Source organism: Eubacterium callanderi (assembly GCF_900142645.1).
In the GTDB taxonomy this organism is placed as follows: Bacteria; Bacillota; Clostridia; order Eubacteriales; family Eubacteriaceae; genus Eubacterium; species Eubacterium callanderi.
In genome coordinates this window covers 222,023-234,231 of the sequence record NZ_FRBP01000002.1, presented here as the reverse complement: position 1 = coordinate 234,231, position 12,209 = coordinate 222,023, and the positions used below count along the sequence as shown (strand labels likewise).

Here is a 12,209-nt window from a genome sequence, read left to right as displayed (position 1 = left end):
CATGAAGAAATTAAGAATTAATATTAATGGAAAAGAAGTAACGGGTTTTGCAGAACAGACCATTTTAGACGTTGCCCGTGAAAACGGCATTGACATCCCGACTCTTTGCTATGACGAACGCACCGAGGTTTATGGCTCCTGTGGACTCTGCATGGTAGAGGTTGAGGGCAATCCAAAGCTATTGAAGGCCTGCGCAACGCCCATCGCGGAGGGTATGGTCATCACAACCAATTCCGACAGAGTACTGGAATCCAGAAAAACAAATCTGGAACTCCTGTTATCCAAGCATATCGGCGATTGTGTGGCGCCCTGCCAGCTGGAATGTCCGGGACAGACAGACTGCCAGGGTTACGTTGGGCTTATCGCCAATGGGGAATATGAGGAAGCTATCAAGCTGATCAAGGATCGCCTGCCTTTACCGGCATCCATCGGACGCGTCTGTCCGCATCCCTGCGAAAAGGCCTGCCGCCGGGGTTTAGTAGACGAGCCTGTTTCGATTTTATGGCTCAAGCGCTTTGCGGCGGATCTGGATATCGACAAGGGAATGTTTATGCCTGAAATCGCGCCAGATACCCACAAAAGTATTGGTGTTATCGGTGGCGGCCCTGGCGGCCTGACCGCAGCTTACTTTCTGAGAAAAGCAGGTCATGCGGTCACCATTTATGAAGCCATGCCCAAAGCCGGTGGAATGCTGCGCTATGGGATTCCTGAATACCGCCTGCCTAAAACAGTTCTGGATGAGGAAATCAAGCTGATTGAGGATATGGGCGTCACCATTAAGACAAGGGTGCGTATCGGCGCAGATATGCCCTTTGAGAGTCTGAGAAAACAGCATGACGCCATGTATGTTGCTATTGGCGCCTGGACCAGCAGCGGGCTGCGCTGTGAAGGCGTTGACGCTGATGGTGTCATTGGCGGGATTGAACTGCTCAGGCAGATTGTCAATAATGAACCGGCAAACTTGGGTGACAAAGTCGCCATTGTTGGCGGCGGGAATACTGCTATGGATGCCTGCAGAAGCGCAGTGCGCTTAGGTGCAAAGGAAGTTTACAATGTGTATCGCCGTACGGTAGCGGAAATGCCTGCTGAACAGGAAGAGATCAAGGAAGCGCAGGAAGAGGGCGTTATCTTTAAAAACCTGTGCAATCCGATTGAAATTATCAAAGATAAAGATGGTCATGTCAAGCAGATGCTGCTTCAGAAAATGGAGCTGGGTGAACCGGATGCCAGCGGCCGCCGCCGTCCTGTTCCAATTGAAGGTGAAACTGAACTTATTGATGTGGATACTGTTATTCTGGCCATTGGCCAGGGGATTGACCCGGAAGGTATGGACGGAATTGAACTGACAAAGTTTAATACAGTTGTCGCAGATGAAGAAACCTTTACAACGAACCTTGAAGGTGTCTTTGCAGGTGGTGACTGTGCAAATGACGGAGCTTCTATTGCGATCCGTGCCATTGGAGAAGCTAAAAAGGCGGTCGGTTTTATTAACCAATATCTGCAGGGACGTGAAATCCATTATCGCAAACCTTATTATGTCACCAGAGATGATATCGACGCAGATTATCTGGAAGGCAAAAAGAAATATAAACGGCCTCCGATGGCGCATCTGTCACCAGAGGAACGTAAGAATACCTTTGAAGAAATCGTTAAGGGTTATACGCCTGAGCAGGCCAGAGAAGAAGCGTCACGCTGTCTGGAATGCGGCTGTCACGATTACTTTGAATGTAAGCTGGTGGATTATGCCAATCAGTATGATGTGGCTCCAGAACGCTTTAGCGGTGAAAATGAAGAGCTGATTTTTGAAGACGACCACCCGTTTATTGTACGTAACCCCAATAAGTGTATTCTCTGTGGGCGCTGTGTACGCGCCTGTGATGAGGTAGTTGGTGTGACAGCTCTTGGCCTGATGAATCGTGGTTTTGATACTGTCGTAGTACCGGCCCTTGGCGGAAAACTGGCTGATTCCGGCTGTATTTCCTGTGGGACCTGTATCTCTGTATGTCCTACCGGAGCACTGGGAGAGCGGGCGAGAGGCTTCAAAAACGTACCGACCGATACGAAAAAGACACTGACAACCTGTGGATACTGCGGCGCCGGCTGCCAGATGGTAGTTGAAACCATGGGCAACACCATCGTGAAAGCAGTGCCAACAAATATTAGCGCTGCGCATAATGAAGGCGTGATGTGTGGACGCGGACGTTTTGGAACGAACCAGGTTCAGCTGGGTGGCCGCCTGACCAAACCGTTAATCCGAAATGCGAAGGGACAGCTGGAGGAAACAGACTGGTATGACGCTTTTGTCGCGATTGCCAAAAAAGCACAGACCATTTCTGCAAGAAATGGAGCGGAAGCTTTAAAAGTTGCTGTTTCACCCAAATATACTACTGAAGAGATTGCCATGGTTAAAAAGCTGGCAGACAGTTTGAGAGCAGAAACCTTCTCCTTCAGCAACACTGTCCACGGCGAAGATGCCGTGCTGCCATGCAGCGGTGAAGTCCACAGTATGGATGAAGTCCTTTCAGCAGACGCTATACTGGTGCTGGGATGTCTGCGTATAAACAATCCTGTACTGCGCTATAAGCTCAGCCAGACATCTAAACGCGGTGCTTCAATCTTCTTCATCAATGCTGTTGAAGATGGGATGAACCGCATTGGGGATGAATTCACCACCGAATGTGACGACCTGGATTTCCTGGGTGAAATTACAAAATATGTTCTTGAGAATCGTAAAGCAGTGGACATACCTGATGGTTTAGAAGCCTTAAGGGATTCTCTGGCAGCGCTTGAGATCAGCGAAGAATCTGAAATGATCGGGAATGCACTGGTGAACGCAAAACACCCGATGGTGGTTCTTGGCGGCAAATATATCACGGAAGAAGCTTCTGCTCTGGCAGCAGATATTGCGGTTCTCTTAGGAAAGAGTGATGGACCGAGACGCGGCGTTTTCAGAGTTGAACAGAAAAATAACAGCAAAGCACTTGGCCTGCTGGGCGTTACTCAGACACCTGAAGTACTGGACAATGCAAAAGGGATTATGATTTTTGGCGAAGACCCCAACGCAGATTTATCCGGCTATGATTTCATCATGGTTCAGGATACACATCTGACTTTGGCTGCCCAGAAGGCAGACATTGTTCTTCCGGCACTGGCGTTCCCAGAAGTTGCAGGAACCTTTATCAATACCGAAGGCAGAATGCAGCGTGTCACACCAGTTGTCCCCCGCGCACTGCCCTATACCAACATTGGTATGGTGGTGGAAATTGGAAAAATTCTGGGTGAAGAGCTTGGTTCTACCTGTACTGGCCTGATTCGCAGAGAACTGCAGACAGCGATACCTGAGCTGTTAGATGTTGAGATTGGCGGCCAGATACGAGGCGGCAGATGTGAAGGCTCAGCCCGTCTGGTACCGATGAAAAGGGACGGTTTCCTATTTGAGGAAATACCATATACGGACTTCCTGATGAATGAAATCACTGGTGAAATTAAAAAGGTAACACGCAAATAAAAAAGAAGAGCTTCCTGTTTCAGGAAGCTCTTCGTATTTTTTGAGGCCGTTTCTGGGCTCTGCGTCTGTGTTTTGGGTCAAGATCCTTTGCAAAGATCAGGCGAAGTGCCATAAGGATCATTATCAGCGTTAAAGGAGCATACAAAAGCTTTTCAATGGGATTGTCAGACATGAAGTTGCCGATGATATTCAGCAGATAATAGAGGCTCATAATCCAGAGAATGCTGTCCGCACTTTTTCGTAAGCTTTTCATAGGAAGATAGTTTAGCTTGAGCAATATGCCAAAGATAAACATCAGAATGAAAAAAATGGCAATCCATTCAGAAATTACGACTGACGCCTTATCAGTGATGGTGGTGTCCCAGATAATGTCGGGTGATACCACTCCAAATAATACCAGAATGTGAATGATCAGTAAAACCAAAAGGGCAATCAGCAAAACATTTCCAATTCCCCGCGAGTTAATCTTAAGTTTCATCAGATACCCCTTTATTATTTGAGAATTTGTGGTTACTCTCTAGTTTAATATAAATAGAGACGAAAAGCAAAAGCTTTTTGAATTTGTGAAAAAGTCTTTTACTTGATATTATTCCCAATAGAAGATATAATACGCTAAGGAAAGTGAGGAATTAATGAAAAAGAAAAAATATCTGGCATTTTTTTTAGTTGCAGTATCACTTATGCTTCTCTTTACGGCTTGCAACAAGGGAAAATATGGCGAGGATACGAAGACGAAATCTGAAGAAATCACCCGTTCGTTGGTGCAGGTCCTGGCTGAAGGAGATTATGCAAAAGCGGCTGACGATTTCCCATATACCACCAGAGCGAAAGAAGAAATGGATGCCCAGAACCTCAAAATACTCTGGGAGGGACTGTCTGAAGGAAAAGGCGAGTTCAGAGAAATAGCTGGCCTTGAGGACGATAGCTGGGATAAGGAGCTGAAGATTACAGTGGTGTGTTCCTTTGAAAAAGGAACAGCAGAGCTTGTGGTAGCGTTTGATCGGACGGTAAAGATAAAATCAATTTATACTGGTTAAGAGTGAAAAAAACGGATATATTGGTTCGAGATATGATTAATTTCCAAACGCAGGGGTATACCTCTTACTAAGATATTCGATGATTTATGAACCGTTAAGGAGAACGATGATGAGAAAAAATGAAGATAACAAAAATATTGCTGTTATTTATTGGAGCAATAGTGAAAATACAGAGATCATGGCCGAAAAAATTTCCAATGGGATCGATGAGACTGGCCAGAAAGCAGATCTTTATAATGTAAGCCAGTTTCCGATTGAGCGGATTGAGGATTATGATAAAGTCGCCCTTGGATGCCCTTCCATGGATGGAGAAGCTCTTGAAAAGAATACCTTTGAACCTTTTTTTGAGGAAATTGAGTCCAAGCTCAAGGGAAAAAAGGTAGCGCTTTTTGGCTCCTATGGATGGGGCAACGGTGAATGGATGCGGGACTGGGAAGACCGGATCGGGCATACCGGAGCACGTCTGTTTGATGAAGGGCTGATGATCAAGGAATTCCCGGATGATGCCGGCCGTCATGCCTGTGTTGAGTTTGGAAAGGCCTTTGCAAGCTTTTAATAAAAAAAAGACAGGAAAATCATTTCCTGTCTTTTTTTATTTCCGTTTCCTGAGCCGGATGGCACTGGCTGGAATGAGAACATCCGCTACAGCCGCAACCACAACCTGTCTGGCCGTTTCGAGCTTTTTTTACCTGGTTATAGATAATCAGCACCATTGGAATAAAAACAATGGCGGCAATAATAAAGGTTGCCAAATTCATATTGTCACTTCCTTATCAATTGGATTCGCAAAAGTAAGTTTAGTTTAACTTATAATTATAGTTTAAACGCTCTAACATATTTTGTCAAGGGGCAAAAAGGAATTTAAGCTAAGGTTGATTTTGACAAGCTGGGAACAGTAAGCTATAATAAACGCAGACTCAACGAATTATTTGCGGATGTCTGGAACTAAAGAGGATATTATGGATAAACTTGAGTCTTCAGGAAATCTGGTGAAGTGGCTGTCGGTAACAAATCGTTTTACAGGAATGGCTCTGGATAAGGAATCGTCTGAGAGAATCCTCAACTTAGGCCAGCATTTTTTGTGATAAAAATCTGCGGGGAGCCTGGAATCACTCAGGATATGCTGCAGTCTTTGATTTATATTACCAGAGGTATCGCTCAGCGGGCAAAAAAAGATTTGTAACCAAGGAGACAAACAGCTGAGAAAAACGAACCATCTGTCTGTATCCCACAGATAAGGCAAAGGCCTGTTATCAGAAAATAAAAACAATACAAAAAACTGATTGAAGATTTTGACAGAAAACTTTACAGATGAAGAGAGTGCGCTTTTATGTACACTGGTGGAGTGAACTGCCAAAAATGCTCTGAATTTTTTTAACGATGAGCAAGCATAGACGAGAGGTAATAGAATGGAAGAAATAAAACGCATTACAATCTATCTTGGACTGGAAGAGTACCCTCTGGAGTTCATCACACTGGCACCCATGTCGCCAGATGAAGCAGATCTTATCACGGAAATGGGCGAAGGCTTTTTTAAAGACATCAACCCTGAAATAATGGATGAATATGTGATGGAGGACAAGCTGAACCGCTTTTATGACGAGGTACGGCTGAGGACAGAGGTAGAGCTCTTCTGCCCTTTGTTTGAGAAAGAGACCATTGCAAATATCGAGCGATTGATCGAGACATATGAGGATTAAAAAAAGACGGACGTGTCCGTCTTTTTTTATTGTAGATCACTGTAAAACTGATAGTTGCCTTTTCCGGAATGTTTGGTTCGGTAAAGGGCTTCATCAGCGTGTTGCATAACTTCTGTGTAGGAAGTGCCGTCACTGGGATACCAGGCGATGCCAATGCTTAGTGAAATGGGGATATTAGGACCGGCAGCAGTAATGTTGCAGAGCATTTCAGCCTTTTGTCTTACAATATCTGCACTCGGCAGGTCCTTGATCCAGACAACAAATTCATCGCCGCCAAAGCGGGCGATAATGTCTGTTTCCCGGAAGCAGTGAAGAAGTATCTGGGCCACAGAAAAAAGAACGTCGTCGCCGGTCTGATGCCCGTAAGTGTCATTGATGTGCTTAAAATCATCAATGTCAAGGAAAAAACAGGCATGACGCTGCTTTTGCCCCTCTTTTTTCAAATGGCGTTCAATGATGGTATGTGCAATGTCTTTATTGTAAAGACGTGTGAGTGGATCGCGCTGGTTGGCTTCCATCTGTTTTCCGAAGCGTTTGATAATGGCGATGACGATGGCCAGGATAACGCCGTAAAGCAGAATGTTGAAAATCATCAGAACAAAAGCTCCGGCGTTGATGGCGGTAGTCTGCTTGTCAATGGTCTCAGCCATCACCAGTGAGATCATAGTCCAGTCGTTAATGCCGACGGGCTCAAAATAGACGTAGCGCTCATTATTATTGCGAAAATAGGTGAACAGGCCGGATTCTTCGTTTTTTACACGGGATTTGAAGCTTTCGAGAGTATTTTCTCCTCTGAATTCCATCTGTTGTTCAAGAGCGTCGTAAAACGTATCGAAAGCCTCCATACCGACATAGCTCGAGACCATTTTTCCGTTTTTCTGCATGATCATGGTTGCGCCAGCGCCCTTGAACTGTGAACTGCTGAGCAGGTCGGTGAAGGACTGGACATCGTATTGGGAACAGGCAGCGCCAGTGATGACACCGTTACGCTCAATGGGAATGGCGAGGACAATGATATCCCGCCCTGTATTGGCGTCAGTGATAACATTTGAGACTACGCGTTCGCCTTTAATGGCACGCTGAAAATAATCCTGGCCCGATACATTTTGTTTCGAGCCGCTGCCGGTATAAATGAAGCCGTCAAGGCCGGCAACTCCGATTTGAGAATAAGTGTTTCCCAGATTTTTCTGCTGGAGAAGTTCAAATATTTCATGGTCATTAATGCCGGTGTTGACGCTACAGAAAATAGCAATGGTGTCAAGCTCACTGAAGTAGTTGTCGATCAGGCTGTTGGTCAGTATGATGCTCTGGTCAGTGGATTTTTTCATGTCAGCTTTTGATTTTTCTGCCAGGATATTTCGAGTATTGTTTTGATACAGAACAAAGCTGACAACAGACAATAAAACGAGTACAACCACAATGGCAATCAATATTATATTGGAAGACGTCCTTTTCCTAAGCATAATCCAATCCCCCCTCATCCCTTAACCACAAAGGCTACCAGCAAAAATTGAAATGGTAAACAATGGCTTACCATCTGGTCATACCGTTCTTTTAGTGTTATTATTAGGTATTATAAGATAAAAAATGCAAAAAAGAAATACTGAATTGAAAGGTTTGCTAAAAATGGTTAAATTAATTTCGGCAGATATGGACGGTACGCTTTTAGACAGTAATAAAGAGCTTTCACCAGAGCTTTTCCCATTGATTGAGTCGCTCGCAGAACAGGGTGTCCGCTTCGCAGCAGCCAGCGGCAGACAATATTATAATCTGGAACATATTTTTGAGCCGGTAAAGGATAAGATGATTTTCATCGCTGAAAATGGTTCGGTGGTTTTTGAGAATGATGTGAACAGCTTTGCCAATGTGATTGACAGGGAGACTGTTCAAGAAATTGTAAAAGAGATCCGAAAGATAACCGGAGCCAGCCCTGTCATCTGTGGACTGAAGGGAGCTTACGCTGAAAGCGATGAGCCGGAGCTTTTGGAAAACATTAAGATGTATTACCGCCGATATGAGATAATGGACGATATTCTGGCAGCTGAAGATGATATCTGTAAAATTGCCGTCTACGACTATGTGAATGCTGAAATAAACAGCCATGTTCCGCTTTTGGAGGCCTTTGGAGAACAGATGGAGATCGCTGTTTCGGGTGAACATTGGGTGGATCTTTCAAACCCGGGCTGTAATAAAGGAACAGCCATCAGCAAAATTCAGGAAAAATACGGGATCAGTTATGAGGAGACCATGCTTTTTGGTGATTACCTTAATGATTATGAGATGATGAAAACCGGAAAATACAGCTATGCTATGGAAAATTCTCATCCACAGCTTAAGGAAATCTGCAATTATACGGCAAAATCCAATGATGAAAACGGTGTGGTGGAAGCAATAAGGGCATATTTCAAGTAAAGACAGCCTGTGGCAGACGTTTTGAAAAAAGACGTACTGCCCTTTTTTATTGCAGTAAACAGGAGAAATTGGAAGAAAAATAATATAAAATGATTGCTTAAAAAGGAATAAAGACGTATAATAATGCATAAGGAAAACTAAATAAACAAATGCGGCATCCGGAAAGTGTTGGGAGCACTGTCCGGCTTGCGCAGGGTGACACTACCACCATACACAACGTCCCGTGGGGGCCGTACCGCATACTGATTATTATAGGCTATTTTTCTTCCAAAAACAAGAGAAGACCTATATTTTTTGGTAGGCTTATTTGTGTAAGCATTTTTTCGCTTTAATGACTTTTAGCTGTGTATGGGTGTCGTGTCCCTGCACGGCTTTTTTTATGATGTTTCCTGTGTTTTGGCCACCTGGTCAGCTGTTGGCTCGGCCGGGTGGTATTTTTAGAAAGACTCTTCAGAGCGGAGAGCAGGTAAAGGGGTGGACAGTATGCGTCAGAGTATATTAATAGTTGATGATATGGAACAAAACCGGAAGATTTTGGGGATGATGTTTCAGGACACCTTCGAGATTTTAGAGGCTGAAAACGGATATGAGGCCATGTGCTGTATACGTGAAAACCAGGATGTGCTGGCGGCGGTGCTGTTGGATGTGGTGATGCCAGTGATGGACGGCTTGGAGGTTCTTGAGCATATGCAGGATGAGGCGCTGACAGAAGCACTGCCCGTGGTGCTAATCGCTGCAGAGGAGCCTGGAATAGCAGCGCGCAGGGGCTATGCGCTTGGTGCATTGGATATTTTGACAAGGCCCTTTGATCCTGTTGTGATAAAGAGACGAGTAGAGAATATTATTGAGCTGGGAATCCATAAAAGGGAATTTAAAAAGCTGAAAAATGAGGCAGAGAATGACGCTCTGACGGGAATCTTTAACCGAAAGGCCATGGAAGATAGGATCGGAGGGATATTGAACAATCCCGAGACCCAGTGCGGGGCCCTGTGCTTCATCGACGTTGATAACTTTAAGACCATCAATGACAGCTTCGGACATCTGTACGGCGATGAAGTGCTGAAGCAGATGGCTGAAAATTTAAAAAGCTGCGCCCTGCCCGGGGATGCGGTAGGACGGATCGGCGGGGATGAGTTTATGATTTTTTTTCGAAATTATTCTTCCGTGGAGCGGCTGAAACAAAAAATTGCTGGTATTTGTGAGAACTTCAGGCGCTATACAGCCGAGGGACAAATCACTGGAAGTATTGGTGTGGCGCGGTATCCAGAGGATGGGAACTGCTATGGTATTCTTTTCTGTAAAGCAGACCAGGCTCTTTACCACCTGAAACGTTCAGGAAAGGATGGGTACCAGTTTTATGATGAAAGCTGTACCAGCCTGCCTTTCCAATCTGTACTGACTCAGGTTGAAGGCGAAACGAAATAAAAGAAACGAATGAAGCACAAAGCGGCACAGGATACGCTGCTTTGTGCTTTTTGGGTGGAGACAAAAAAATTTTTGAATTAATGGTATTTCGACCATGAGAGAATGGCTATTTTGTTTTAGATTTGTTATAATTGGTGGTATCTGTAAAATAATAATGAGCAAGAGGGATTTTTGATTGTCGTTAGGCAGCAAAGATGCACCTTATAGATTCAAGGAGGAAACATGTTAGATATTAAATTACTGCGCACCAATCCAGAGCTTGTGAAGGAAAACATCCGCAAAAAGTTCCAGGATGAAAAGCTGGTTCTGGTTGATGAAGTTGTCGAAATGGACAGAAAGTATCGTGACTCCAAAACCGAGGGAGATACTCTCAGAGCACAGCGTAACACCATCAGCAAGCAAATCGGCGGCTTTATGTCCAAGGGGCAGAAGGATGAAGCTGAAAAGGCAAAGGCACAGGTTGTGGAAATTAACAAGCAGCTGGAAGAGTTAGAAGCTCTGGAGGCAAAGCTTGAAGGAGATATTCGTGAAAGAATGCTGGTAATCCCAAACATCATTGATCCCTCTGTTCCCATCGGACGTGACGACAGTGAAAATGTTGAGGTTGAACGCTTTGGCGAACCCGTGGTACCGGAATATGAGGTTCCCTACCACATTGATATTATGGAAAAATTCAATGGTGTGGATCTTGACAGTGCCCGTAAGACCAGTGGTAATGGCTTTTATTATCTGAGTGGCGACATCGCGAGACTGCACTCAGGTATCTTGTCCTATGCCCGTGACTTTATGATTGACCGGGGCTTTACCTACTACATTCCGCCGTTTATGATCCGCAGCGATGTGGTCACTGGTGTTATGAGCTTCTCTGAAATGGAAAACATGATGTATAAAATCGAGGGCGAGGATCTCTACCTGATCGGTACCAGCGAGCACTCCATGATCGGTAAATTCATTGGCACCATTTTAGACGAAAACCAGCTGCCACAGACCCTTACAAGCTACTCACCATGTTTCAGAAAAGAAGTAGGCTCACATGGGATTGAGGAGCGCGGTGTTTACCGTATCCATCAGTTTGAAAAACAAGAAATGATCGTGGTGTGTGAGCCGGAGGACAGCATGATGTGGTTTGAGAGACTGTATACCAACACGGTTGATTTTTTCCGGACGCTGGATATTCCTGTGCGAACGCTGGAATGCTGCTCAGGGGACCTGGCAGACCTGAAGGTAAAAAGCATCGATGTTGAGGCATGGTCGCCGCGTCAGCAGAAATACTTTGAAGTGGGCAGCTGCTCCAATCTGGGCGATGCGCAGGCTCGTCGTCTGGGCATCCGTGTCCGCAGCAAGGAAAAGGGAAAATACTTTGCCCATACGCTGAACAATACCGTAGTTGCACCACCACGTATGCTTATCGCTTTCCTTGAAAACAATATTAACGAGGACGGTACCATTAATATTCCGGAACCTCTGCGCATGTATATGGGCGGCAAGGAAAAAATTCAATAGAACCAAAAAGGAGGTGTATTGCAAGATACATCTCCTTTTATGATTTTTTTATAGGCAGATTGGGTAGAAACAATGGTATCAATCTACGAAAGAGGAACCTGAAATGAAGCTAGCAAAAGAATACCAGGGGCACTATATGGATATAATTTACAGTGATGAACGGATACAAGGAATTATCAATGAGACCGGTGAGGTGGTAGTTGGCCTGACAGTGGGCGAAGTCATCGAAAAGTTTAAAAGCCAAGTGAAAGCACAGGAACAGCGTTTTGCAGAATTTTAACGAAATTTTTATACTGTTTGGCTTGAATCTTAACGCAGAGGTGGTGTAGAATGAGCTTGTTTCCAAGAACATCGCCTCTTTTTTAGTGAATAAGAGCGCTTAGCATTTTCCCCAAACGAACATCCCGGCTGTACTCCGGGGTGTTTTTTACATAAAAAAGTCCGGCTATGCCGGACTTGGTCAATTATTCGGAAATGTCTGAGGCCGTCTCCTCAACAGCTTCTTCTGCCTTATCTCTCAGGCTTTTATCGTCGGATGATCTTTCAGTACCTTTGTTTTTCAGCAGACTGAAGATCAGAACAGCCGCCCCGATGGCAGCAGCTGCGCGTAATATACGTGTCATG

General features: G+C 44.8%; 13 protein-coding genes. 9 read left to right on the top strand and 4 right to left on the bottom strand.

Going from position 1 to position 12,209, the window contains the following annotated elements; all coding sequences use genetic code 11:
• Nucleotide 1: 1 nt before the first annotated feature.
• Nucleotides 2-3,508 carry an FAD-dependent oxidoreductase gene (locus BUC22_RS03365; RefSeq protein ID WP_013381578.1) on the top strand — a complete coding sequence of 1,169 codons (3,507 nt, stop codon included), beginning with the start codon at nucleotides 2-4 and terminating at the stop codon, nucleotides 3,506-3,508.
• A gap of 19 nt (nucleotides 3,509-3,527) precedes the next feature.
• Here the strand turns inward: BUC22_RS03365 and BUC22_RS03360 are convergent, their stop codons facing one another.
• Nucleotides 3,528-3,986, bottom strand: a complete 459-nt coding sequence (locus BUC22_RS03360; protein ID WP_013381577.1) for a hypothetical protein — start codon at nucleotides 3,984-3,986, stop codon at nucleotides 3,528-3,530.
• Nucleotides 3,987-4,140: 154 nt separating this feature from the next.
• Here BUC22_RS03360 and BUC22_RS03355 point away from each other — a divergent pair, with 154 nt between their 5' ends.
• A complete protein-coding gene (locus BUC22_RS03355) occupies nucleotides 4,141-4,545 on the top strand; it encodes a DUF3887 domain-containing protein (protein ID WP_013381576.1) in 405 nt (134 codons plus the stop codon).
• A gap of 109 nt (nucleotides 4,546-4,654) precedes the next feature.
• Complete coding sequence (locus tag BUC22_RS03350; RefSeq protein WP_013381575.1) at nucleotides 4,655-5,101, top strand: flavodoxin; 447 nt, start codon at nucleotides 4,655-4,657, stop codon at nucleotides 5,099-5,101.
• A gap of 19 nt (nucleotides 5,102-5,120) precedes the next feature.
• Here the strand turns inward: BUC22_RS03350 and BUC22_RS03345 are convergent, their stop codons facing one another.
• Nucleotides 5,121-5,303, bottom strand: a complete 183-nt coding sequence (locus BUC22_RS03345; protein WP_013381574.1) for a FeoB-associated Cys-rich membrane protein — start codon at nucleotides 5,301-5,303, stop codon at nucleotides 5,121-5,123.
• A 201-nt stretch (nucleotides 5,304-5,504) separates the two neighbouring features.
• On the opposite strand from BUC22_RS03345, the gene BUC22_RS22415 reads away from it, so the two are divergent.
• On the top strand, nucleotides 5,505-5,630 hold the full coding sequence (locus BUC22_RS22415; protein ID WP_013381573.1) for a hypothetical protein: 126 nt from the start codon (nucleotides 5,505-5,507) through the stop codon (nucleotides 5,628-5,630).
• 324 nt (nucleotides 5,631-5,954) lie between these two features.
• Nucleotides 5,955-6,245: a hypothetical protein gene (locus BUC22_RS03340; protein ID WP_013381572.1), complete on the top strand. Its 291-nt coding sequence runs from the start codon at nucleotides 5,955-5,957 to the stop codon at nucleotides 6,243-6,245.
• Between the two features lie 26 nt (nucleotides 6,246-6,271).
• Here BUC22_RS03340 and BUC22_RS03335 read toward each other — a convergent pair whose 3' ends face one another.
• Nucleotides 6,272-7,708 (bottom strand): sensor domain-containing diguanylate cyclase, encoded by a 1,437-nt coding sequence (locus BUC22_RS03335; protein ID WP_013381571.1) that lies wholly within the window; start codon nucleotides 7,706-7,708, stop codon nucleotides 6,272-6,274.
• A 163-nt stretch (nucleotides 7,709-7,871) separates the two neighbouring features.
• Here BUC22_RS03335 and BUC22_RS03330 point away from each other — a divergent pair, with 163 nt between their 5' ends.
• The 4 genes from BUC22_RS03330 (at nucleotide 7,872) to BUC22_RS22020 (ending at nucleotide 11,865) form a co-directional block, all read left to right on the top strand.
• Entirely contained in the window at nucleotides 7,872-8,657 is a 786-nt protein-coding gene (locus tag BUC22_RS03330; protein WP_041690359.1) for an HAD family hydrolase, read from the top strand.
• A 483-nt stretch (nucleotides 8,658-9,140) separates the two neighbouring features.
• Nucleotides 9,141-10,082: a GGDEF domain-containing response regulator gene (locus tag BUC22_RS03325; RefSeq protein WP_041689908.1), complete on the top strand. Its 942-nt coding sequence runs from the start codon at nucleotides 9,141-9,143 to the stop codon at nucleotides 10,080-10,082.
• A 222-nt stretch (nucleotides 10,083-10,304) separates the two neighbouring features.
• Entirely contained in the window at nucleotides 10,305-11,585 is a 1,281-nt protein-coding gene (serS, locus tag BUC22_RS03320; protein WP_013381568.1) for a serine--tRNA ligase, read from the top strand.
• 103 nt (nucleotides 11,586-11,688) lie between these two features.
• A complete protein-coding gene (locus BUC22_RS22020) occupies nucleotides 11,689-11,865 on the top strand; it encodes a hypothetical protein (protein ID WP_013381567.1) in 177 nt (58 codons plus the stop codon).
• 184 nt (nucleotides 11,866-12,049) lie between these two features.
• Here BUC22_RS22020 and BUC22_RS21670 read toward each other — a convergent pair whose 3' ends face one another.
• Nucleotides 12,050-12,208 carry a hypothetical protein gene (locus BUC22_RS21670; RefSeq protein WP_013381566.1) on the bottom strand — a complete coding sequence of 53 codons (159 nt, stop codon included), beginning with the start codon at nucleotides 12,206-12,208 and terminating at the stop codon, nucleotides 12,050-12,052.
• Nucleotide 12,209: the final 1 nt, after the last annotated feature.